Origin of the sequence: Sinosporangium album (assembly GCF_900100605.1) — a bacterium.
GTDB lineage: Bacteria > Actinomycetota > Actinomycetes > Streptosporangiales > Streptosporangiaceae > Sinosporangium > Sinosporangium album.
Genome location: NZ_FNCN01000009.1, coordinates 235,529 through 261,372 on the forward strand (window position 1 = coordinate 235,529; position 25,844 = coordinate 261,372).

6 protein-coding genes are annotated in these 25,844 nt (G+C 74.6%); 5 read left to right on the forward strand and 1 reads right to left on the reverse strand.

Translation table 11 applies throughout. The features are described from left to right. Positions 1-134: 134 nt before the first annotated feature. From BLQ73_RS12265 to BLQ73_RS12285, 5 genes are read left to right on the forward strand one after another with little or no spacing between them, the layout of a single operon-like run. The gene (locus BLQ73_RS12265; protein WP_093170519.1) at positions 135-1,058 is read left to right on the forward strand and encodes a TIGR03621 family F420-dependent LLM class oxidoreductase; all 924 of its coding nucleotides are present in this window, start codon (positions 135-137) and stop codon (positions 1,056-1,058) included. Positions 1,059-1,061: 3 nt separating this feature from the next. Continuing rightward, positions 1,062-2,726 (forward strand): ABC transporter substrate-binding protein, encoded by a 1,665-nt coding sequence (locus BLQ73_RS12270; protein ID WP_093170520.1) that lies wholly within the window; start codon positions 1,062-1,064, stop codon positions 2,724-2,726. After that, positions 2,723-3,664, forward strand: coding sequence for an ABC transporter permease (locus tag BLQ73_RS12275; protein ID WP_093170521.1), 942 nt, complete (start codon positions 2,723-2,725; stop codon positions 3,662-3,664). Before BLQ73_RS12270 ends, BLQ73_RS12275 begins: the two co-directional genes overlap by 4 nt. Further along, positions 3,661-4,494 carry an ABC transporter permease gene (locus BLQ73_RS12280; RefSeq protein WP_093170522.1) on the forward strand — a complete coding sequence of 278 codons (834 nt, stop codon included), beginning with the start codon at positions 3,661-3,663 and terminating at the stop codon, positions 4,492-4,494. Before BLQ73_RS12275 ends, BLQ73_RS12280 begins: the two co-directional genes overlap by 4 nt. Continuing rightward, entirely contained in the window at positions 4,491-6,119 is a 1,629-nt protein-coding gene (locus BLQ73_RS12285) for a dipeptide ABC transporter ATP-binding protein (RefSeq protein ID WP_093170523.1), read from the forward strand. The genes BLQ73_RS12280 and BLQ73_RS12285 overlap by 4 nt, the downstream gene beginning before the upstream one ends. 66 nt (positions 6,120-6,185) lie before the next feature. Here BLQ73_RS12285 and BLQ73_RS33405 read toward each other — a convergent pair whose 3' ends face one another. Next, entirely contained in the window at positions 6,186-25,766 is a 19,581-nt protein-coding gene (locus BLQ73_RS33405) for a type I polyketide synthase (RefSeq protein ID WP_218125795.1), read from the reverse strand. Positions 25,767-25,844: the final 78 nt, after the last annotated feature.

Here is a 25,844-nt window from a genome sequence, read left to right on the forward strand (position 1 = left end):
CCACCAAATTTTCTGGCTTAAAGACGTGACAAATCGCTGTTCTGGGTGCAGAGAATAGCTCTGGATTCGGTGGTGGGCAATATCGCTTAAGTCGGTCTTTAGTGTTTAGTTTGGCTTTAGGTGGATGTAGAAGAATGTATGCCTGCGGCCCTGGCCAGCTCCGCCTGTGCTCGGCCGTCAGGACATACGAGGAGGAGTTCGTGGGTGCACTGCCGCTCAGGTTTGGCATTTGCCTGTTTTCCGCCACCGCCGACCAATGGGCGGCGAAATCCCGCGCGGCAGAGGAGTCGGGATATGACGTCATAGCGATGACCGACGTCCTTGGCTTTCTCCCGCCCTTTCAGGCGCTGGCCATCGCCGCCACCTCGACGACACGCAGCCGGTTAGCGACATACGCCATCAACCCCGCATTGTGGAACCACGCCGTGCTCGCCCGGGAAATCCTCGGCAGCGACCAATTCAGCGGAGGCCGACTGGAACTCGGGCTCAGCGCCGGATTCCCACCCGCCCAATACCGTGCGGCCGGCGTCGAATACGCCGACACCCGGGCACGCCTGGACACCCTGGCCGACGCGCTCGCCACGCTGAAGGACACCGCAGCCGAATCCGGGCGTCGCCCGCCCCGGGTGCTCATCGCCGCCCGCGAGGAGGCCGACCTCGACTTCGCCGCCGAACACGCCGACACCGTCGCGCTGGTGGGCGCCGAGTTCGGCGACGGCGGCACCCTGCGGCTCCTGAGCGCCGACATCCTGGCCGACCAGGTCAAACGCATCCGCTCCGCCCCCAGCGGCGACACCCTCGAACTCAACCTCGCGGTCAAACGCGTCGTCGTGACAGGCGACCGGGAGGCCACCGCCGCGGCACTGCGCCCCGAGACCGCACCGCACCTCACCGACGAGGAGTTCCTCGACCTGCCGCACGTGCTGATCGGCACCCACCGGCAGATCGCCGACCGGCTCCGCGACAGCGCCGAGCGGTACGGCTTCACCTACATCACCGTGACCGACGAGGCGGCCGACGACTTCGCCCCGGTCATCCGGCTTCTACGGGCGGGCTGACGCATGCGCACACGACGATCCTTCCTGACGGCGTCGGCGGGTTCCCTCATCGGACTCGGCCTCACCGGCCCCCTGCTCGCCGCCTGCGCCGCCACGCCGCAGCGGGCGAACACCCCGGCCTCGGACTCCCCCCGCAAAGGTGGAACGCTCCGACTCGCCGTCGCCACCCAGGCCGATAGCTGGGACCCCCACACCGCCGCCACCGACATCACCTCGCAGCTCCTGCGGCCCGTCTTCGACTCCCTGGTCGCCACCAAGGGCGACGGCACCTTCCACCCCTGGCTCGCGACCTCCTGGCGCGTCACCGACGACGGGCTGAGCTACACCTTCGCCCTGCGCACCGACGTCACCTTCAGCGACGGCGAGCCCTTCGACGCCGACGCGGTCAAAGCCAACTTCGACCGGATCGTCGACCCGGCGACGAAGTCGAACTACCCGGCCTCGCTGCTCGGCCCCTACGCCGGCACCGACGTGGTCGACACCCACACCGTCCGCATCCGCATGCGGGAGCCGTACTCGTCGCTGCTCCAAGCCCTGAGCACGACCTTTCTGGGCTTCCACTCGCCCAAGGCGCTGCGCGATCACGGCGGCGACCTCGCCGGCGGCGGGAAGCACACGGCCACCACGGGCGCCTTCACCTTCCAGTCGGTGGTGCCGGGCCAGCAGGCCGTCTTCGCCAGGCGGCCCGGCTACGCCTGGGGGCCCGCGACGGCCGCCCACACCGGCGAGGCGTACCTCGACGGGATCCAGGTGTCGTTCCTCACCGAGGACCAGACCAGAGTGGGCGCCCTCACCTCCGGGCAGCTCGACGCCGCCGACCAGATCCCGTCGAGCCAGGTGTCCGCCCTACGCGGCCGGCCCGGGCTGACGATCCTGTCCGGCGAGACGCCGGGCACGCCGTACAGCTACTACCTCAACACCTCACGCGCGCCGTTCGACGACCCCGACGTCCGCCGCGCCTTCCTCCACGCGGTGGACGTCGAAGGGATCATCAAAGGCGTCTTCCGCGGCGAACAACTCCGGGCCTCGTCGATACTCAGCCGCGTCACCAGGGGATACGCCAAGGAGCTGGAGTCGGCGGTGCGGTTCGACCGGGCCGAGGCCGAACGCCTCCTCGACAAGGCCGGCTACACCGGCCGCGACAGCGCCGGCTTCCGCACAAAGGACGGCCGCACGCTCCGCGTCGACTTCCCCTTCGCCGCCGACTACACCACCCACGACCGCAGACTGTTCGACGTCGCCGTCCAGGACTCCCTCAAACGCGTCGGGTTCGACGTGCGCCTCTACGCCACCGACAACGCGAACTACGCCGAGAAGGTCGTCAAAGGCGACTACGACGTGAAGGCCGTCGCCTGGGGGAGCGCCGACCCGGCGCTCCTGCGCGAGATCTTCCACTCGACGCGGCTGCTGCGCAACGGCGGCGGCAACCAGGGCATGGTCCGCGACACCCGGCTCGACGAGTGGCTCGACGACGCCCGCGCGACGCTCGACCTCGACAAGCAGAACGAGCTCTACCGGCAGGTACAGCAGCGCGTCATCGACCAGGCATACGCCCTGCCCGCCTACGCCGCCAAACGCAACGTCGGGCTGCGCGACAAAGTGCGCGGCCTGACGTTCAGCAGCAGCGGAGTGCTCTCCCTCTACGACACCTGGCTGGCGGAGCCGTGAGACCGGGCCTCGGCAGACACATCCTCCTCCGCCTGCTGTCCGGCGTGTTCGTGCTGTGGGGCGCCGCCACCCTCTGCTTCCTCACCGTCTCCCTGCGAGGCGACACCGTCGGCGCCATCCTCGGCCCCGGCCAGCCCCCCACCCCCGAGCTGCGCCGGCAGATCATCGCCGAATACGGGCTCGACGACCCGTGGCTCGTGCAGTACGGCAGACGCCTCCGCGAGCTCCTCACCGGCGACCTCGGCTGGTCCTACCAGCGTGACCAGCCGGTCGCCCGGCTGCTCGCCGACCAGATCGGGCCGACCCTCCAACTGGCCGTCGCCGCCGCCCTGCTCAGCGTGCTGCTCGCCGTCGCCGCCACCCTCCTCACCGCCGGGCGCGGGCGGCTCGTCCGCGCCGCCGTGTCGGGACTGGAGTTGCTGGCCGTGTCGCTGCCCAACTTCTGGGTCGGCACGGTCCTGCTCGCCCTGTTCTCCTTCACGTTTCCGATCTTCCCCGCCGTCGGCGCGCCCGGCCCGGCCGGGCTGGTGCTGCCGGCCTTCGCCCTCGCGCTGCCCGCGGCGGGCGTGCTCGCCCAGGTGATGCGGCAAGAGCTGGAGACCGCCGAGACCCGGCCGTTCGCGGTCAGCGTCCTCGCCAGGGGAGCCGGCCTGTTCCACCTCAGGGCCCGCCACACCCTCCGCCACGCCGCGCTCCCCGTGGTCACCCTGTCGGGGTGGGTCCTCGGCTCGCTGGCCGGCGGTGCCGTACTCATCGAGAACATCTTCGCGCGGCCAGGACTCGGCCGCCTGCTCGCCTCGGCCGCCGCCTCCCGGGACCTCCCCGTCGTGACGGCCATCGTGCTGCTGTCCGCGGCGGCCTTCGTGGTCATCAACCTGGTGGTGGACCTCCTCTACCCGCTGATCGACCCGCGGCTGAGAGCCGAGGCCGCCCGATGACCGCCACCACCTTCACCGCCCGGCGGGCCCCGGCCGCCGGGCGGCCGGTGTTCGCCGCGGGCCTCGCCGTACTCGCGCTCGCTCTCCTCGTCGTGCTGTTCCCCGCGCTGTTCGCCACCCACGACCCCGACGCGACCGACTTCGCCCGCACGTTCCAACCCCCCGGAGCAGACCACTTCTTCGGCACCGACCAGCTCGGGCGCGACGTGTTCTCCCGCGTCGTGTACGGCGCCCGCGTATCCCTCACCATCGCCCTCGGTGCGACGGCCATCGGCGTGCTCGGCGGCATGCTCCTGGGCCTGCTCAGCGCTGTGGGAGGACGGATCGTCGACGGGGTCCTCATGCGCTGCGTCGACGTGCTGCTCGCCTTCCCCGAACTGATCCTCGCCCTCCTCGTCGTGGCGGTCATCGGCGGCGGCGCCGTCAACATTGCCGTCGCCATCGGGACGGCCGCCATCCCCGCCTACGCGCGTGTCGTCCGCGGCCAGGCGGGCACCGTCATCCTCTCGGAATACGTGGAGGCCGCCCGCGTGCTCGGCGTCCGCAGAAGCGTCTACCTCGCCAGGCACGTCGTCCCCAACGTCGCGGGACCCGTCGTGGTACTCGCCTCCATCGGCGGCGGCACCGCCATCGTCACCGCCGCCGGCCTCAGCCTGCTCGGCCTCGGACCACCCCAGCCGACCGCGGAATGGGGAGCCATGCTCGCCGAAGGCAAAGATCTGCTGGGCACCGCCTGGTGGATCGCCGTCTTCCCCGGCATGACCGTGGCCCTCGTTGTGGTCGCCTTCACCCTTGTCGGCAGGAACCTCCAGGTCAGGAGCCTGCGATGACCCTTGTCCAGGTCGAAAACCTCACCCTCCGCTTCGCCGGCCGCGCCAAGCCCGCCGTGGACGGCGTCTCCTTCGAGATCCAGGCCGGTGAATGCCTGGCGCTGGTGGGGGAGTCCGGCGCCGGCAAAAGCCTCACCGCCCGCGCGCTGTTCGGCCTCACCGGCCGGAACACCGAGGTCTCCGCCCGCGCCCTCCGCATCGACGGCCACGACGTCACCGCGTTCACCGAACGCCAATGGCAGGCCCTGCGCGGCGCCACGGTCGGCATGGTGCTCCAGGACGCCATGGTCAGTCTGGACCCGCTGCGCCGCATCGGCGATGAGATCGCCGAACCCATCCACATCCACGCACGCCGCCGCGGCCTCGCCCGCGGAGCCCCCGCCGGTGTGGCCGAGCGCGTGATCGAACTCCTCCGCCAGGTCGGCGTGCCCGACCCCGAGGCCCGCCGCGGCAGCTACCCCCACGAACTGTCCGGCGGCCTCCGCCAACGGGCCCTCATCGCGTCCGCCCTGGCCGCCGACCCCGCACTCATCGTGGCCGACGAGCCCACCACCGCGCTCGACGTCATCGTGCAAGAGCAGATCCTGCGCCTCCTCGGCGACGCCAAGGCCGCCGGGCGCGGACTTCTCCTCATCAGCCACGACCTCGGCGTCGTCTCCCGCCTCGCCGACCGCGTCGCCGTCATGAAAGACGGCGCCATCGTCGAAACCGGGCCGGCCGCCGCCCTCGTGTCCGCCCCCACCCACCCCTACACCCGAACCCTCGTCGACGCCCTCCCCGACCGCCGCCCCGCCGACCCTGCGGCCCGCCCGAACGGGACGGCCGGCCCCGCGGCCGACGTGAAGACCGTGCCCCGCCCGGACGGCACGCCCGTCCTCACCGTCACCGGCGTGGGCAAGACGTACGGCACGGCCGGCCGGCAGCGCCGCGCCCTCCACAACGTCTCCCTCACAGTGCGGCCCGGAGAGACCCTCGGCATCGTCGGCGAATCCGGCTCGGGCAAAAGCACCCTCGCCCGCATAGCCCTCGGCCTGCTGCCGCCCGACGAAGGCGACGTCCTCCTCCACGGCAAGCCCTGGTCATCCATCCCCGAACGGCTCCGCCGGAGCAGGCGAGCGACCATCCAACTGATCCACCAGAACCCCACCGCTGCCTTCGACCCCCGCTTCACCGTCGCCGACATCGTCGGCGAAGGCGTCACCGAGCGAGGCCGTACGGCGCGCCGCGCCCGAATCACCGAGCTCCTCCGCCAAGTCGGCCTCGACGAGGACTTCCTCACCCGCAGGCCCCACCACATGTCCGGCGGCCAACGCCAACGCGTGGCCATAGCCCGGGCCCTGGCCCCCCGCCCGGCCCTCCTCATCTGCGACGAGCCGGTGTCCGCGCTCGACGTCTCCATCCAGGCGCAGATCCTCGACCTCCTCGCCGACCTCCAGCACGAAACCGGCGTGGCCATGCTCTTCATCACCCACAGCCTGTCCGTGGTGCGCCGCATCAGCCACCGCGTTGCCATCATGAAAGACGGCCACATCCTCGAAGAGGGCCCGACCGCCGCCGTCTTCGCCGCCCCCCGCCACCCCTACGCCCGCCAACTCCTCGCCGCCTCCCTCCTCCCCGTCCCCTAACCCCGACCCGAAACCGCCGTACCGCCCTCCCCCTGGCTCAGGGGGAGGGCGGTACGGCGTCGGGGGTCAAGAAGGCAGGTCGCCGTCGCCGTCGATGAGGAGGAACATCTCCTCGTCGGAGGCGTTCGCCAGGTCGGCGGTGAGGAGGTCGCCGGCTTCGGCGGTGCCGTCCAGCCTGCCGACGAGGCCGCGGAGCCGGGCCAGCAGGTGGGTGCGGTCGCCCTGGTCCGCGGTGGTGGCGAGCGCGGCCGTCTCCCACCGGTCGAGGTCGGCGAGCAGGCCGGCCAGGCCGTCCGCCTCGGACGGCAGCACCTCGGCCAGCAGGTGCCGGGCGAGCGCGGCGGCCGACGGGTGGTCGAACGCCACGGTGGTGGGCAGGTGCAGTCCGGTGCCGAAGGCGAGCTCGTTGCGCAGGTCGACGGCGGTGAGGGAGTCGAGCCCGAGGTCGAGCAGGCCGCGGTCGGGGTCGACGGCGTGCGCGTCGGCGTGGCCGAGGACACGCGAGACGGCGGCGCGCACCCGGTCGAGCACGAACGGATATCTGTCCGCCTCCGGCAGCCCCGCCGGGGTCTGCGCCCACTGGCCTGCCCGGCCCGCCGTGCCCGCCGCGTCGGGCGCGGCCCGCCGGGCCGTACGGCGGACCAGACCGGCGAACAGTTCGGGAAGCGCGCCCGAGTCGGCCTTGGCGCGCAGCGCCCGCAGGTCCAGCCGCGTCGGCACCGCCGTACTCGCCGACGCCGCGACGGCCGCGTCGAACAACGCCAGCCCGTCGGCGGCCGGCAGAGGCGCCACACCCAGCCCCGCCATGCGGGCCAGGTCGGCCCGGCCCAGGTCAGAGCCCATGCCGTTCCCCGATCCCGTTCCCAATCCCGTCCCCAAGCTTGTCTCCGGGCCGTCGTCGTGCCAGAGGCCGAAGGCCAGGGAGGTCGCCGGGAGCCCCCGGGAGGTCCGGTGCTGTGCGAGGGCGTCGAGGAACGCGTTGGCGGCGGCGTAGCCGGCCTGGCCGGCGGTGCCGACGACACCCGCCAGGGACGAGAAGAGCACGAAGGCGGCGAGGCCCAGGTCGGCGGTCAGTTCGTGCAGGTGCCACGCGGCGTCGATCTTAGGCCGGGCCACCACGTCGAAGCGGTCGGGGGTCAAGGACTCCAGCACGCCGTCGGCGAGGGTCCCCGCGGTGTGGACGACCCCGCGGAGAGGCCGGTCGGCCGGGATCGAGCCCAGCAGCTCGCGCAGCGCGTCGCGGTCGGCGACGTCGCAGGCGGCCCAGGTGGCGTCGGCGCCGCGCGCGGCCAGGTCGGTGGCGAGCTCCGCGGCCCCGGGCGCGTCTGGCCCCCGGCGGCTGACGAGCAGCAGGTGCCGGGCGCCGTGTTCGGCGGCCAGGTGCCGGGCGACGAGGCCGCCGAGCGCGCCCGATGCCCCGGTGACGAGGACGGTGCCTTCACGCCACGGCGTGCCGCCCCCGCCGGGGCGGGGGCGCAGGCGCGCCAGCCGAGGCGTGTGCAGCCGCCCCGCGCGTATGGAGATCTGCTCGGCCCGGGAGGCGAGAGCCCCGGGCAGGGCGTCGGCCGAGGCGTCGTCCGCGTCGAGGTCGACCAGCCGGAACCGGCCGGGATGCTCGCTCTGCGCGGACCGCACCAGGCCCCACACCGGGGCCGACGCCAGCCCGGCCACCCCGTCGCCCGGGTGTACGGCTACCGCCTCGCTCGTGACCACGACCAGGCGTGCCCCGGCCGTGTGCGGATGGGCGAGCCAGGCGCGCAGATCGGCGAGCGTGGCGTGCGCCGTGGCCCGCGCCGCCCCGGCCAAGTCGAAAGCAGCGCCGAGCGAGGCCGGGCCGGACACCGCTTCAGATGCCACCTCGGACACCGGGTTGGACGCCGGGTCGGACGCCGGGTCGGATGCCGGGTCGGGCGCCGGAGGGAAAGTCGATGTGGAGGCCGCGCCGGGCAAGGCCGACCCGGTTACCACCTCGGACGCTGGGCCGGATGCCACCTCGGACGCCGGCTCGGACGCTGGGCGGGAAGCCAGGTCGGGGGCCGGGTCGCCGGAGCCGCACAGATATACGACCTCCGAGGGCGCGGGCCCGGTGAGGCCGCCGAGGTAGGCCGCCAGGTCGGAATGCCGCACCGCCTCCCGCCCGGCGGCCCGCCAACGTTCGGCCAGCCGCCGCGGGTCGGGCCCGACCGCGACCAGAGAGCCGGAGGAGGCCGCGGGGGCCGAGGCGGGGACGGTCGGCCATTCGACCTGGAACAGGTCGTCGGGGGCGGCGGCGGTGGCCGAGCGCAGGACCAGGGACTCGACGGAGGCCACGGGGCCCCCGGTGCCGTCCGCCAGCAGCACCGCGTAGGTGTCGGTCCCGGTCGGGGTGAGCGTGACGCGCAGCGTCGCGGTCGCGGCCCCGGCGGCGTGCAGCCGTACACCTGACCACGAGTACGGCAGGCGCATCTCGCCGGCGCCCGAGGGGAGATCCCCATGGACAAGTTCGTGGACGAGCGGGTGCAGGGCGCTGTCGAGCAGCGCCGGATGCAGCCCGAACTCGCCCGCCCCCTCCAAAGGCCCCGCCAAAGACCCCGCCAAAGACCCGTCCAAAGGCCCGTCCGGAGACCCGCCCGGCAGCGACACCTCGGCGTACAGCGTGTCGCCGGCCCGCCACATGGCCCGCAGCCCCTGGAACAGGGGCCCGTACTCGTAGCCCGCATCGCCGAACGCGGCATAGGGGTCGGCGAGCTCCACGGCCACCGCCCCCACCGGCGGCCAGACGCCCGCCGGACGCTCAGGCTCACCGGCCTGGTCGGGGCCCGCCTCGCCCGCCGCGTGCAACGTCCACGGGCCCGCCTCGGAGGCGTCCCGCGAATGCACCGTGACCGCGCGCCGGCCTTCACCGTCGGCCCGGCCCGCGGTGACGCGAAGGTGCACCCGCCCGGTCGGCGTCAGCGCCAGCGGAGCGTGCTGCACCAGCTCGTATAGATGGTCGCAGCCGGACATCTCACCCGCCCATCGGGCCAGGTCCACGAACGCCGAACCCGGCACCAGCACGGTGCCCCGGATCGCGTGGTCGGCAAGCCACGGCCGACGTTCGAGGGAGATCTCGCCCGTGTACACCGCGCCGCCGTCGTCGGGCAGATCGACGGCCGCGTCAAGAAGGGGGTACCGCGCCGAGCCGAGGCCCAACGTGTCGGCGTCTCCGCCGCGAGGCGACGCCGACAGCCAGAAGGTGCGGCGCTGGAACGCGTACGTCGGCATGTCGGCCACCTGCGGAGCGCCGCCGCCCATGACGGCCTTCCAATCCACCGGCACACCCGACACGTGCGCCGCCGCGACCGCCGACAGCGCGGTCCTGACCTCGGGGCGGCCCCGGCGCAGCAGCGGCACCGCCGGCACCCGCGCGCCTCCCTCGGGCAGGCAGTCGTGTACCAGCCCGCTGAGCACCGCGTCGGGACCCGCTTCGACGAAACGCGTGACGCCCAGCTCCGCCAGGCGGCGGACCCCGGAGGCGAACAGGACCGGCCGCCGCACCTGGTTCACCCAGTGGTCGGGCGACCCCAGCTCATCGGCGGACGCCACGTCCCCCGTCAGGTTCGACACCACCGGGATCGCGGGCGGCCCGAAACGCAGCTCCGCCACCACGCCGCGGAAATCGTCGAGCATCCCGTCCATGTGCGGCGAGTGGAACGCGTGCCCGACCCGCAGCCTCCTCGTCTTGCCGCCCCGCGCCTCCACCTGTACGGCTACCGCCGCCACCACGTCCGGGTCCCCGGACACCACCGTGGCCCGAGGCCCGTTGACCGCCGCGATCGACGCACGCACCCCGGACGGCCCCTGCCCGTCCAGCAGCTCCGCCACCTCCTCCTCCGACGCCTGCAGCGCCACCATCGCGCCGCCCTCCGGCAGCGCCTGCATGAGGCGGCCCCGCGCGGCGACGAGCGCCGCCGCGTCCGGCAGCGCCAGCGCCCCGGCCACATGCGCCGCCGCGATCTCGCCGACGGAATGCCCCATCACGTAGTCCGGGCGCACCCCCCACGCCTCCAGCAGCCGGAACAGCGCCACTTCAAGCGCGAACAGCGCCGGCTGGGCATACGCCGTACGGCCCAGCGCACCCGACGCGTCGTCCCCGGAGGCACCAGAGTCCCCGGAGCCGAAGACCAGGTCGCGCAGCCCCACGCCGAGGTGGGGGTCCAGGTGGGCGCAGGCGTCGTCGAAGGCGTCGGCGAAGGCCGGGTAGGCGGCGTGGAGGTCGCGGCCCATGCCGGGATACTGGCTGCCCTGGCCGGTGAACAGCAGTGCCGTACGGCCCGCCGGGTCGGCGCCGCCGTGCCACGCCCCCTCCGAGGGGGCCGCCCCGCCGGCCAGCCGCCGCAGCGCCGCGGCGAGCTCGCCCCGGTCCGCCGCGACGACGGCGGCGCGCTCCGGGAACCGCGCCCGCCCCCCGGCCAGGGTGGCCGCCATGGCCGCCAGGTCGGCGCCGGCGGCCGACTCCACATGGTCGGCCAGCTTCAGGGCCTGCCCGCGCAGCGCCTCCCGCGTCGTCGCCGAGATCACCCAGGGCAGCGGCAGCGGCAGCGGTAGCGGTCCGGCCTCCGGCGAAGCCCCGGGGTGGTCCTGGGGTTCGGCCCACTGCTCCAGCACCACGTGCGCATTGGTGCCGCTGATCCCGAACGACGACACCGCGCCGCGGCGGGGCCGCCCGAGGTCGGGCCAGGCCGTGTGCTCGGTGAGCAGCCGCAGCGCCCCCGCCTCCCAGTCGACGTGCGGCGAGGGCGCGTCGACGTGCAGGGTTTTGGGCAGCTCGCCCCGCCGCATGGCCTCGACCATCTTGATGACGCCGCCGACCCCGGCCGCCGCCTGCGTGTGCCCGATGTTCGATTTGAGCGACCCGAGCAGCAGCGGGCGGCCCGGGTCGCGGTCGCGCCCGTAGGCCGAGGCCAGGGCGTTGGCCTCGATGGGGTCGCCCAGCACCGTGCCCGTGCCGTGTGCTTCGACGGCGTCCACGTCGCCGGGCGCGAGCCCGGCGTTCGTGAGCGCCTGCAGGATGACGCGCTCTTGCGACGGCCCGTTCGGCGCGGTGAGCCCGTTGGAGGCGCCGTCCTGGTTGACGGCGGAACCGCGCACCACGGCGAGGACCGGATGCCCGTTGCGCCGCGCGTCCGACAGCCGTTCCAGCAGCAGCAGCCCGACCCCTTCGCCCCAGCCGGTGCCGTCGGCGGAGGCGGCGAACGCCTTGCACCGCCCGTCGGGCGCGAGGCCGCGCTGGCGGCTGAACTCCACGAACGTCGCGGGGGAGGCCATCACCGTGGCTCCTCCGGCGAGCGCCAGCGAGCACTCCCCGGTGCGCAGCGCCTGAGCCGCCAGATGCAGCGCCACCAGCGACGACGAGCAGGCCGTGTCCACGGTCACGGCGGGCCCCTCCAAGCCGAAGGTGTAGGAGACGCGGCCGGAGGCCACGCTGCCCGCGCTGCCGCTGACGAGATAGCCCTCGTGGCCGGGGGGCGCGCTCGGCGCCTGGTGCAGCCGCGCGCCGTAGTCGTTGTACATCACGCCTGTGAACACGCCCGTCGCGGTGCCGCGCAGCGTCCCGGGGTCGATCCCGGCCCGTTCGAACGCCTCCCACGCGGTCTCCAGCAGCAGCCGCTGCTGCGGGTCGACGGCGAGCGCCTCACGCGGGCTGATCCCGAAGAACTCCGGGTCGAAGTCGCCCGCGTCGTAGAGGAAACCGCCGTGCCTGGTGTACGTCTTGCCGGCCGCGTCGGGGTCGGGGTCGTAGAGGCGGTCCACCTGCCAGTCCCGGTCCGCGGGGAATTCCGACACCGCGTCGACACCGCCGCGCACCAGCCGCCAGAGCGCCTCGGGCCCGTCTACCCCTCCCGGGTAGCGGCAGGCCATCGCCACGATCGCGATCGGCTCCGACGCCGCCTCGGCCGCGGCCCGCCCGCCCGGTTTGGAAGGCGCGGCCGTACCGCCGGACTGCTCGCCGAACAGCTCCCCGTGCAGGTGTCTGGCCAGCGCTGAAGGCGTCGGGTGGTCGAAGACCGCCGTGCTGGCGAGCCGCCGCCCGGTCCGCTCGGCGAGCCGGTTGCGGAGCTCCAGCGCCGTCAGCGAGTCGATGCCGAGGTTGGTGAACGCGAGCGTCTCGGCGACCGTGTCGGCGCTCGCGTGCCCGAGGACGTTCGCCGTCGTCTCCCGCACGAGGTCCAGCAGCGCGGCCAGGCGCTCCCCCTCCGGCAGCGCGGAGAGCCCCGCCTGAGCACCCCCCGCTCGGCGGGCGGCACGCCGCCGGCCCGCCGCGGGAAGCAGCTCCTTCAGTACGGCGGGAGCCGCCTCGGCGTCTACCGCGCCCAGCTCCACCCGGGCGGCCACGAGCGTCGGCCGCTCCCCGGCGAGTACGGCGTCGAGCAGCGCCAGCCCATGCCCCGGGTCCAGCGGCGCGACCCCGGACCGGGCCAGGCGGGCCCGGTCGGCTTCGCTGAGCCCGCCCGCCATGCCGCTCTCGGTGGCCCACAGTCCGTAGGCGACGGACCTGGTGGGGAGCCCGAGCGCGGAACGGTGCCCGGCCAGCGCGTCGAGGAAGGCGTTGGCCGCCGCGTAGGCGGCCTGGCCGGCGGTGCCGTACACCCCCGCGACGGACGAGAACAGCACCAGGCCGGCGTCGTCGCCGAGAAGCTCGTGCAGGTGCCACGCGGCGTCGACCTTCGGCCGCAGCACGGCCGACAGCCGCTCGGGCGTCAGGGTCTCGACGGTCGCGTCGTCGAGCACGCCCGCCGCGTGGAAGACCCACGAGACCGGGCGGCCTTCCGGCGCCGCCGCGAGGAGCCGCGCGACGTCGTCGCGCCGCGATACGTCGCATGGCACCCCTTCGACGTGGACGCCGCGCTCCCGCAGCTCCGCCACGAGCGCTTCGTCGGGGCCGCGGCGGCTCGCCAGCAGCAGGCCGGTGACGCCGTGCCGGTCGACGAGGTGCCGCGCCAGGTGCCCGCCGAGTTCCCCGCTCGCGCCCGTGATCACCACCGTGCCGCCGAGATCCGGGGCGTTCCGCCGTTCGCGCGCGGCCCGCACCAGCCGGGGCGCGAGCAGCCGTCCGCCGCGCCACGCGAGCTGCGGCTCGCCCATGGCGACGGCCCGGCCGAGCAGCTCGGCCGGCGGGGCGCCCGCGCCGTCCACGTCGAGCAGCGTGAACGCGCCCGGGTTCTCCGTCTGCGCCGACCGCAGCAGCCCCCAGACGGCGGCCCCGGCGAGGTCGGCGACGACGCCGTCGGCGGGCACCGCCCTGCGTGTGACCACCACCGCGGGGGCGTGTGCGCCGTCAAGGTGCGTACGCACCAGCTCCAGCGCGGCCCGCGCCGCCGCGTGCACCGAGCCGATCGGGTCGGACGGGTCGAACGGAGGCGGGGACGCCGCGACCACGTGATCGGCGACCGCCGGCACCTGGGGGACGTGCCGCCACGCCATGTCGAACAGTCCGTCGAGCCGCTCGGACTCCGGCTCCCCGTGGAAGGGCCGCAGCGTGAGCGTGTCGATCGACAGCACCGGGCCGCCGGCCGCGTCGGCCACGTCCACCGCGACAGCCGTACTCCCGCGTCGGGTGACCTTGACCCGCAGCTCCCGAGCCCCGACCGCGTGCAGCCGCACCCCTTCCCACGAGAACGGCAGCGTCACCGCGCCGGGCTCGCCGCCGTCGGCGAAGAGCGCGGGGTGCAGGGCTGCGTCGAGAAGCGCCGGATGGATACCGAACCCCGCCGTGTCGAGGCTCTCGGGCGGCCGGACCTCCGCGTACGTGGTGTCGCCCTCCCGCCACAGCGCCGTCACCCCTTGGAACGCCGGCCCGTAGTGGTAGCCGCGGTCGGCCAGCGCCGCGTACGAGACCTCCGCTTCCGCGGCGGGCGGCGGCCAGTCCGCGAGGCCGTCCACCGGCACGCCCGCGGCCCCACCCGACACAGCCTGACCCGGCACAGTCACACCCGGCACAGCCCCACCGAGCACACCGGTCGCGTGCGTCGTCCACTCCTGCCCGCTCTCGGGCCGCGCGTCGACGACCAGCGCCCGCGTGCCGTCCTCACCGGCGGCCTGTACGGTCACCCGCAACCGCACCCCGCCCCGGGGCAGCGTCAGCGGCGCGCGCAGAACCAGCTCCTCCACCCGGTCGCAGCCCGCCTCGTCGCCCGCGCGCAGCGCCAGCTCCGCCAGCGCCGCCCCCGGAAGCACGGCCACACCGCCGACGGCGTGCTCCCACAGCCACGGCTGCCGCCGAGGCGCGAGCCCGCCGGTGAACAGCAGCCCGCCGTCCGCCAGCTCGGTCGCCGCCCCGAGCAGCGGGTGCCCGGCGGGGGACAGGCCGAGCCCCGAGGTGTCCACCGGCAGCGACGCCGTGTCCAGCCAGTAGCTCTCCCGCTGGAACGGGTAGGTCGGCAGCTCCACCGGCCGCCCCCCGCGCAGCGCCGGCCGCCAGTCGACACGCGCGCCGCCCGCGTGCATCCGGGCCACCGCCCGCAGCAGGGTGTCCGCCTCAGGGGCGCCAGGCCGCAGCACCGGGAACGCGTCCGCGCTCCCCTCCGGCAGGCACGACAGCGCCGCCGAGCTCAGCACCCCGTCCGGCCCCAGCTCGGCGAACGTGGTCACCCCCAGCCCGCCGAGCAGGCGGACCCCATCGAGGAACCGTACGGCGCCGCGCAGATGACGCACCCAGTAGTCGGCCGAGGCGAGCTCCTCGGCCGTGGCGAGCGCCCCCGTGAGGTTCGACACGAGCGGGATCCGGGGAGGAGTGAACACCACCTCCCGCGCGGCGGCGCGGAACTCCGCGAGGACGCCGTCCATGTGCGCCGAGTGGAACGCGTGGGAGACGCGCAGCCGCCTGGTCCGGCGCCCCTGGTCCCGCCAGTGCGCGGCGACCCGCTCCACGGCCTCCTCGTCGCCGGACACCACCGTCGACCGGGGGCCGTTCAGCGCGGCGATCTCGGCGGTGCCGTACCGCCCGTCGGCGCCGGCGAGCAGCGGCTCGATCTCCGCCTCGCCCGCCTCGACCGCGACCATGGCGCCGCCGGCCGGGGCCGACTGCATGAGGCGGCCTCTCGCGGCGACCAGCGCGCACGCGTTCGGCAGGTCGAGCGCCCCGGCGACGTGGGCGGCGGCGAGCTCGCCGATCGAATGCCCGATCACGTAGTCCGGCGCGCCCGTGAACGCGCTCACCAGACGGTAGAGGGCGCATTCCACCGCGAACAGCGCGGCCTGCGCGTACAGCGTCTGATCGAGCAGCGCCCCGGCCTCGGACTCCGGCTCGGCGAACAGCACCTCCGCCAACGGCACCCGCAGTCGCCGGTCGAACTCGGCGGCGATGGCGTCGAACGCCGACGCGAACACGGGATACCCGGCGTACAGCTCCCGCCCCATGCCCAGCCGCTGGCTGCCCTGCCCGGTGAACAGGAACGCCGTCCTGCCGGGCGCACCGGGCGCACCGGGTGCACCAGGAGCGCCGGGCGCCGCGCCGTCGCCCCGGGCGACCGCGGCCAGCCCCCGCAGCAGCGCCTCACGGTCGCGCCCCACGACCGTCGCCCGCTCGGCGAAGACCGACCTGCCCGTCGCCAGGGTGAAACCGACGTCCACGGCACGCGGGCCGGTGGCCGCCACGTGATCGTGCAGACGCGCCGCTTGCGCCCGCAGCGCCGCCGGCGTGGGGGCCGACAGCGGCCACGGCACCGCACGCGGCTCCTCCGGGGCCTCCGCCACCGGAGCCGCCTCCTCCAGCACCACGTGGGCGTTGGTGCCGCTGATGCCGAACGACGAGACCCCGACCCGCCGCGCGCGGCCCCGATCCGGCCACGGCGTCGCCTCCGTGAGCAGCCTGACCGTGCCGTCCGACCAGTCGACGTGCCCCGACGGCTCGTTCACGTGCAGCGTCTTCGGCAGCCGCCCATACCGGATGGCCTGCACCATCTTGATGATCCCGCCGACCCCGGCGGCGGCCTGCGTGTGGCCGATGTTCGACTTCAGCGAGCCGATCAGCAGCGGCTCGCTGGGCGCGCGGCCCTCGCCGTACGCCGTCAGCAGCGCCTGCGCCTCGATCGGATCGCCGAGCGACGTGCCGGTGCCGTGGGCCTCCACCGCGTCGACATCGGCGCTCGACAGCCCGGCGTCGGCCAGCGCCTGCCGGATCACCCGCACCTGCGACGGGCCGTTCGGCGCGGTGAGCCCGTTGGACGCGCCGTCCTGGTTGACCGCGGTGCCGCGGATCACCGCCAGCACCGGATGCCCGTTGCGGCGCGCGTCCGACAGCCTCTCCACCAGCAGCAGCCCGGCGCCTTCCGCGAACCCGGTGCCGTCGGCGGCGTCCGCGAACGCCTTGCACCGCCCGTCGGGGGACAGCCCGCGCTGCCTGCTGAACTCCACGAACGTCGCGGGCGTGGACATCACCGTGACGCCGCCGGCCAGCGCCAGCGAGCACTCCCCGCCGCGCAGCGCCCGCACCGCGAGGTGGAGCGCCACCAGCGACGACGAACACGCCGTGTCGACCGTCACCGCGGGTCCCTCAAGCCCGAACGTGTAGGCCACCCTGCCCGTCGCGACGCTGCCGTAGCTGCCGTTGCGCAGATAACCTTCCAGCTCAGGCGGGCTGGCCGCCACCCGCGACCCGTAGTCGTTGTACATCACCCCCGCGAACACCCCCGTACGGCTCCCGCGCACCGACGCCGGGTCGATCCCCGCCCGCTCGAACGCCTCCCAGGCCGTCTCCAGCAGCAGCCGCTGCTGCGGGTCCATGGCGAGCGCCTCCCGGGGGCTGATCCCGAAGAACGCCGGATCGAACCGGTCGGCGTCGTGCAGGAAACCGCCCCGCACGGTGTAGCTCTTGCCGGGCGCGTCCGGGTCGGGGTCGTAGAGCTCGTCCAGGTCCCACCCGCGCTGGGCGGGGAACTCGGTGATGGCGTCCACGCCGTCCACCACCAGCCGCCACAGCTCCTCCGGGGTGTGCACGTCACCCGGATAGCGGCACGCCATCCCGATGATCGCGATCGGCTCGTCCGCCCGCGCGGACGCCGCCGCCGGTTCGCGCGCGGGTTCGCGCGCCGGTTCCCGGGCCTCCCGGCCGGGCAGCACACCGAGGAGGAACCCCGCGAGCGCCGTCGGCGACGGATGGTCGAACACGAGCGTGGCCGGGAGCCGCAGCCCCGTCGCCGCGTTGAGCCTGTTGCGCAGCTCCACGGACGTGAGGGAGTCGAACCCGAGATCCTTGAACGCCAGCCCGGCCTGGACGTCGTCAGAGGTCCCGTGGCCCAGGACCGCGGCCACTTGGGCGACGACGAACGCCAGCGCCGCCGGTTCGCGTTCCTCCTCCGGCAGCGCGAGCAGCCCCGCGAGCGGCCCGTCCCCCTGCGCCGCCACCCCGGAGAGCGCCGCCCCCGAGAGCGCCGCCCCGGAGAGCGCCGCCCCCGAGGACGGCGACCCGCCGCGCGCCGCGCCCGGAAGGGCCGCGCCGGGCGGGACCGCGCCCCGGGAGGCGGCGCCCGTGAAGTTCGCGCCCGTGGGTATCGCGCCCGCGAGTATCGCGCCATCCCCGCGCGACCGCAGCGCCGCCAGATCGAGCGCGGCCGGAACGACGAACGGCAGGTCCAGCCCCAACGCCGCGTCGAACAGCGCGAGCCCCGCCTCGGTGCCGATCGGCACCAGGCCGCCCCGGGCCATCCGGGCGATGTCGCGCTCCGCGAGATGGCCGGTGATCCCGCTGGACTCCTCCCACAGCCCCCACGCCAGGGAGACCGCCGGCAACCCCCGCGCCCGCCGGTGCTGGGCGAGGCCGTCCAGGAACGCGTTGGCGGCGGTGTAGTTCGCCTGGCCGGGACTCCCGAGAGTCGCGGTCACCGATGAGAACAGCACGAACGCGGCCAGGTCCAGCTCCCGCGTCAGCTCGTGCAGATTCCAGGCGGCGTCCACCTTGGGGCGGAGCACGCCGCTCACACGCTCGGGCGTGAGCGACGCGACGACCCCGTCGTCGAGGACCCCGGCCGCGTGCACCACCCCGGTGAGCGGATGCTCGGCGGGTACGGCGGCCAGCACCGCGGCAAGGGCGTCGCGGTCGGCGGCGTCGCAGGCGACGACCTCCACCTCCGCACCGAGCCCGGTCAACTCGGCCTTCACCCGCGCGGCCCGCTCGCCGGCCGCGCCCCGCCGGCCGAGCAGCACCAGGCGGCGCACGCCGCGGGCCGTCACCAGATGCCGGGCCACCAGCCCGCCGAGCGTGCCCGTGCCTCCGGTGATGAGCACCGTGCCGTTCGGGTCGAGGTCGCGCGGCGCCGTGGCCGCCGCCGCCGGCCGCGCCAGCCTCGGCACATGAACGGCGCCGTCCCTGAGCGCGAGCTGCGGCTCGCCCGAGGCCAGGGCCGAGGTCAGCGCCGCGATCAGCGCCTCCTCGGAGGCCGCGCCGCCGTCGGTGTCCAGCAGCACCAGTCGGCCGGGGTTCTCGGCCTGCGCCGTACGCACCAGGCCCCACACCGCCGCCTCCGCCGGCTCGGGCACGTCGTCGCCGGGGCGTACGGCGACCGCCCCCCGGGTCACGACCACGAGCGTGGACGCCGCGAGCGCGTCCTCGGCGAGCCACTCCCGCAGGACGCCCAGCACATGGCCCGTCACCGCGTGAGCGCGCCCCACCGCTCCGTCCCCCGGGAACAGGTCGTAGACGGGAAGCAGCACCGCATGCCGATCCCCGCCGAGCGCCTCCACCACCGACGCGACATCGGGGTGGCGGCTCCCGGGCAGCCCGTCCGGCCCGTCGCCCACGACGGCCGTCCGCACCACGCCCGGCGACCCGGACCCGGCCGCCCGCACCGACCACTCGACCGTGAACAGCGAATCCCGCTGTGCCGGCCGCGCCCGCATCGCGCGCAGGCTGAGCCGCTCCACCGTGACCAGCGGCGCTCCGCCGCGCTCCGCCAAGGTCACCGCCACAGCGTCATCCCCGAGCCGCCGCAACCGCGCCAGCCCCGCGGACGCCTGCCCGCCCGCCTGCCCGCCCGACCCCGCATGCCGTACGGCTCCCGCCCACGAGAACGGCAACCGGGGAGCCGCGGACGCCGCCGCCGCGTCGTCGGCGAGCACCGCCAGATGCAGCGCGGCGTCCAGCAGCGCCGGATGCACCGCGAAAGCGCCGTCCGCCTCCACACCGGTCTCGATCTCGACGTAGACGTCGCCGTCGTGCCGCCAGGCCGCGCGCACCCCTTGGAACGCGGGCCCGTAGTCGTAGCCCTGCGCCCCTAGGCGCTCATAGAGCCCGGCCAGGTCCACCGGCTCCGCACCCCCCGGAACCCGCACCGGCGCAGCAGCGGGGGCAGGGTCCGCCGAGGGCGCGAGCCGCCCGCTCGCGTGCCGTGTCCACACCTCGCCCGGCTCCTCCTCGGGCTGCGAATACACGCTGATCGCGCGTCCGCCGCCCTCGTCGGCGGGGGAGACCGCCACCTGAAGGCGGACCGCCCCCTCCGCGGACAGCACCAGCGGACTCTCCAACGTGAGCTCGTCGACCCGTCCCGCCCCCGCCCGCTCACCCACATGCAGAGCAAGGTCCACGACCGCGGCCCCCGGCAGGACGACCGTGCCCGTGATCGCGTGGTCGGCCAGCCACGGACGCGTGTCGAGGGACACCAGTCCCGTGTAGAGCGTGGTGCCGCCGTCCGCCAGCCGTACCGACGCCCCGAGGAACGGATGCTCGCCCGTCGCCAGCCCCAGCGCGGCGAAGTCCACCGCGCCCGCCGGGGTGTTGATCCAGTGGCGCGAACGCTGGAAAGGATAAGTGGGCAGCTCCACCGCCGCGCCGGGCGGCGGGCGGAAATCCACGGCCGCGCCGTTCACATGAACCTCGCTGAGCGACGTCATGAACGCCCGCAGGTCGCCGCGGCCCCGGCGCAGCGTCCCCGCCACCACCGCGCCGACGGCCGTGTCCTGCATCGCGGCGGTGAGCACTGGATGCGCGCCCACCTCGACGAACAGACCGTGCCCGTCCTCATGAAGCCTCCGCACGGCCGGCGCGAAGAGCACCGTCTGCCGGAGGTTGCGATACCAGTACTCCGCGTCCAGCTCCGGCCCCTCGACCAGGCCGCCGGTGACCGTCGACACCATGGGGATCTCCGCCGGCCGGGGGGCGATGTCCGCCAGAGCCGCCAGCAGCTCCTCCCGCACCGCCTCGGTGTGCGCGCTGTGATAGGCGATGTCCACCGGGACGCGGCGCGCGTGCACACCGTCCGCCTCACACGCCGCCAGGAACCTGTCCACCGCCTCCGCGTCGCCGGACACGATCGTCGTGGCAGGGCCGTTCACCGCCGCGATCGACATCCCCGCCTCGACACGCCGGCGCACCTCCTCCACCGGCAGCGGCACCGCCGCCATCCCGCCCCGGCCCGCCAGCGCGGTCAGCGTACGGCTGCGCAGCGCGATCAGCCGCGCCGCGTCCGGCAGCGTCAACACGCCCGCCACACACGCGGCGGCGACCTCGCCCTGCGAGTGCCCCACCACCGCGTCCGGCACCACGCCGTGCGACCTCCACAGTGCGGCCAGCGACACCATCACCGCGAACACCGCCGGCTGGACCACCTCCACCCGGCGCAGCGCCTCCTCGTCGCCGATCACCTCCAGCAGCGACCAGTCGACATGCGGAGCGAGCGCCTCGGCGCACGATTCGAGCGCCTCGCGGAACACCGGCGACGACTCCGCCAGCCCCGTCGCCATGCCCACCCAGTGCGACCCAGCGCCGGGAAACGCGAACACCGTCTTCCCCACCTCGCGCGCGGTGCCGCGCACCACACCCGGTGCCTGGCCACCGCCCGCGACAGCGGCCAGCCCCGCCGCCAACTCGGCCCCGTCACCGCCCACGACCACCGCCCGGTGCCCGAACGCCGCACGCCCCTCCGCCAGCGTCCGCGCCACACCGGCGGGCGCGACCGCGGGGTCGCCGGTCACGTGGGCGTGCAGCCGTACGGCCTGCGCGCGCAGCGCCGCCTCGCTCTTGGCCGACAGCGGCCACACCACAAGGCCGGGCCCGGCCTCGGCCGTCGCGGCCGTCGCGCCGCTGGCCGGCTCGGCCGTCGGCGCCTCCTCCAGGATCAGATGCGCGTTGGTGCCGCTGATCCCGAACGACGACACGGCCGCCCGGCGCGGCCGGCCGCCGTATCCGCCGTCCCGCCCCTCCGCCCACGGCACGGGCTCGGTCAGCAGCCGCACCGCACCCGACTCCCAGTCGACGTGCGGAGTCGGCCTGTCCACGTGCAGGGTCTGCGGAAGCGTGCCGTACCGCAGCGCCTGCACCAGCTTGATGACGCTTGCCACACCCGCCGCCGCCTGCGTGTGGCCGATGTTCGACTTGATCGACCCCAGCCACAGCGGCCGGTCGCGGCCCTGCCCATACGTCGCCAGAATCGCCTGCGCCTCGATCGGGTCGCCCAGCCGCGTGCCCGTCCCGTGCGCCTCGACCGCGTCGACGTCGCCCGGCGACAGCCGCGCCGCCGCCAGCGCCTGCCGGATGACACGCTGCTGCGAAGGCCCGTTCGGCGCGGTCAGCCCGTTCGACGCGCCATCCTGGTTGACCGCCGAACCGCGGATCATCGCAAGCACCCGGTGGCCGTTGCGCCGCGCGTCCGACAGCCGCTCCAGCACCAGCACGCCGACACCCTCCGACCACCCGGTGCCGTCGGCCGCCGCCGCGAACGGCTTGCACCGCCCGTCGGGCGACAGCCCGCGCTGCCTGCTGAACTCCACGAACATCCCCGGCGTCGCCATCACCGTGACACCGCCCGCCAGCGCCAGATCGCACTCGCCGCCGCGCAGGGCCCGCGCCGCCAGATGCAGCGCCACCAGTGACGACGAGCACGCGGTGTCCACCGTCACCGCCGGACCCTCCAGCCCCAGCGCGTAGGAGATCCGCCCCGACGCCACACTCGCCGCGGTGCCCGTCAACAGATACCCGTCGTGCCCGTCGGCCGCCTCATGCAGCCTCGGACCGTAATCCTGGGCGCTCGCCCCCACAAAGACACCCGTACGGCTCCCGCGCAGCACCGACGGATCGACCCCCGCGGCCTCCAGCGACTCCCACGACGTCTCCAGCAGCAGCCGCTGCTGCGGATCCATCGCCGCCGCCTCACGCGGACTGATCCCGAAGAACCCCGCGTCGAACAGCGCTGCGTCGTAGAGGAACCCTCCCCGCCGCGTATACGACGTCCCCGGCCGATCGCCGTCCGGATCGTAGAGCCGCCGCAGGTCCCACCCCCGGTCCGCGGGCAACTCGCCGATCGCGTCACGACCCGCCGCCACCAACTCCCACAGACTCTCGGCCGAATCGACCCCGCCGGGGTAACGGCACCCGATGCCCACGATCGCGATCGGCTCCCCGGGCTCCCCGGGCTCCCCGAGGTGCTGCTCTCCGCCGGCCCACGGGCCCTCGCCGGCGTCGTCGGCCGCGCCGTACACCTCCGCCAGCAGCCGCTCCGACAGGGCCGCCGCCGTCGGATGGTCGTAGATCAACGTGTCCGGCAGCCGCACCCCGAGCGCCTCCGAGAGTCGGCCGCTCAGCTCCACCCCCATCATCGAGTCGAACCCCACGTCCTTGAACGGCTGAGCCGCGTCCGGCGCGCCGCCCGCGCCATGGCCGAGGACCGCCGCCACATGCCCGTGCACCAGGTCCAGCATGTGGCGCTCCCGGTCCTTCACCTCGGGGGCGGCGACCCGCACGGTCGGCCCCTCGGACCCACCCGATCCACCCGATTCGCCCGATCCATCTCGTCCAGCCCGTCCAGCCCGCGCATCCGGCCCGTACGGCACGGCGCCGCCGCCCGCCCCCGCGCCTCCACCTGCCGAGGCCGTGCCTCCACCGGCCGCGCCCACGGCGATCCAGTGCCGCTCCCGCTCAAAGGCATACGTCGGCAGCGGCACACGCCGCGGACCGTGCGCGGACAGCACCGCCTCCCAGTCCACCGCCACACCCGCGTTGTGCGCCTGCGCCAGCGCCGCCACCAGCACCTCGGCCTCCGGACGGCCGCGCCGCTGCGCCGCCACCACGGCACCGCCGTCCCCCACCGCCGCATGCGCCAGGGGAGCCAGCACGGAATCTGGCCCGACCTCCACGAACATCGAAGCCCCCGCGTCGCGCAGCGCGCGCACCCCGTCGTAGAACCGCACCGCCGCACGAATGTGACGCACCCAGTAGTCCGGCGAGCACAGCTCCTCCCCGGCGAAAGCCCCCGACACGTTGGACACCACCGGGACGACCGGTGGACGGTAGTGGAGCCCCTCGGCGACGACCCTGAAGTCCGCGAGAACACCGTCCATATGCGCCGAGTGGAACGCGTGGCTCACCCGCAGCGCACGCGTCCTCACCCCGCGGTCGTCCCAGCGCGCCGCGAACGCCGCCACCGCGTCCCCGTCGCCCGACACCACCGTCGACGCCGGACCGTTCACCGCCGCCACGTCGATGCGCGAGCCGTACTCCCCGCACTCCGCCAGGTCGGCGATGACCGCCTCCTCCGACGCCCGGATGGACACCATCGCACCACCCGACGGGGCCGACTGCATGAGCCGCCCGCGCGCCGCCACCAGCGTGGCCGCGTCGCGCAGCGACAGCACACCGCCGACGTGCGCGGCGGCGAGCTCCCCCACCGAGTGCCCGATCAGGAAGTCGGGCACCACCCCCCACCGCTCGAACAGCCGGAACAGCGCGACCTCGTGCGCGAAAAGCGCGCTCTGCGCCACCTCCGTCCGCTCCAGCAGCGCTGCTGCCGGGCTGCCGTCCGGCGCGAACATCGACTTCTTCACCCCGGGGGCCAGGTGCGCGAGCACCTCGTCCAGCTCCTCCGCGAACTCGGGTACCGCCTCGTACAACCCGCGGCCCATGCCGGCACGCTGCGACCCCTGCCCCGAGAACAGGAACGCCGTGCGCCCCCGCCGTACCTGCCCCCGCACCGCCCCCGGCGCGGGAGACCCCGCCGCCAGCGCCGCGAGACCGCTCATCAACGCCGCCCGATCCGACCCGACAACCGCCGCCCGGTGCGCGAACGCGGTCCGCGTCGAGACCAGCGAATAAGCCACATCCACCGAACGCGGAACACCGGTGTCCTCCCCGGCGCCGCCCGCCTGCCCGACAGCCTGCCCGACCACCGGATCGGCTGTCTCTTCCGCCGCCTGCCCGTCCGCCTGTTCCGCCGCGGCCAGGAACGCGTGCAGGCGCTCGGCCTGCCCACGCAGCCCCGACGCCGTCCGCGCCGACAGCAGCCACGGCACCACCGGAACGGCGTCGCCGGGCTCGCGACGCCAGTGCCTGGGCCGTACCCGCTCGGCGGCACGCGGCGGATCGGACAGGACGAGATGGCAGTTCGTGCCTCCCATGCCGAACGAACTCACCCCCGCGACCAGCGGACGCTCCGGCCGAGGCCACGCGCCCAACTCGGTCTGCACCCGCAGCCGCAGATCGTCCAGCGGTATATCGGGATTAGGCGTCGCGAAGTTCAAACTCGCGGGCAGCAGGCGGTGGCGGATGCTCAACGACGCCTTGATCAACCCGACGATGCCCGCCGCACCCTCCAAATGCCCGACGTTCGTCTTGGCCGAGCCGACCACGAGCGGCGTCCCCGCCGTACGCGCCGCCCCGAGCACCTCACCCAGCGCCGACGCCTCCACCGGATCGCCGCGCCGCGTCCCCGTGCCGTGCAACTCGACATACTGCACCTCCCCGGCCGCGACCCCTGCCCGCTCATAAGCACGCCGCAGCACCTCCGACTGCGCCTGCGCACTCGGCACGGTCAACCCGTCGGCCGGACCGTCGTTGTTCACGGCGCTCCCCAGGATCACCGCATACACCGGATCGCCGTCGGCCACGGCACGGCGCAGCGACTTGAGCACCACGGCGCCGCCGCCCTCACCCCGCACATAACCATTGGCACGGGCGTCGAAGGTGAAACAGCGCCCGTCCGGCGACAGGCCACCGAACCGCGCCGTCGTGGTGGCGCTCGCGGGCAGGATGTTGAGGTTGACCCCGCCCGCCAGCGCCAGGTCGACCTCGCCCGACCGCAGGGCCTCGACCGCCATGTGCACCGCGACCAGCGCCGACGACTGCGCCGTGTCCACCACCAGACTCGGTCCGCGCAGCCCCAGCACATACGACACCCGGTTGGCGATGATGCTCCGGTGGACGCCCGTGATCGTGTGCGCGCCGATCACCCCGCTCCCCTCGGCGAGCGTCAACGTGCCGTAGTCATCCCAGATCGCCCCGACGAACACCCCCGTACGGCTGCCGCCCAGCGACCCGGGCACCACCCCCGCGTCCTCCAACGCCTCCCAGCTCAGCTCCAACATGAGCCGCTGCTGCGGATCCATCGCCGCCGCCTCACGCGGCGAGATCCCGAAGAACGCCGCGTCGAACGCGTCGATCCGGTCCAGGAAGGCGCCGAAACGCGGAGCGTCCGCCCCCACCCACCGGCCCTCGGGGACCCCCGTGACAGCGTCGCGGCCCGCCCGCAGCATCTCCCAGAACGCCGTCGGGTCCGGCGCCTGCGGCAGCCGGCAGGCGACCCCGACGATCGCGACCGCCTCCTCGTCCCTGAGGTCGTCACGGGGATCTGCGCCGGGGTTCTCACGGCCGCGTGCGCTGGCGTCGTCGGGGGCTTCATCGCGGGCGGAAACAGCCTCACTCGTCATACAGCCAGCGTGCGTTCGGCGGCTAAAGGGCATCCTTGGCGCCGTCTAAAGAGCCCTGCCCGCCACAGAGCCTCGAAC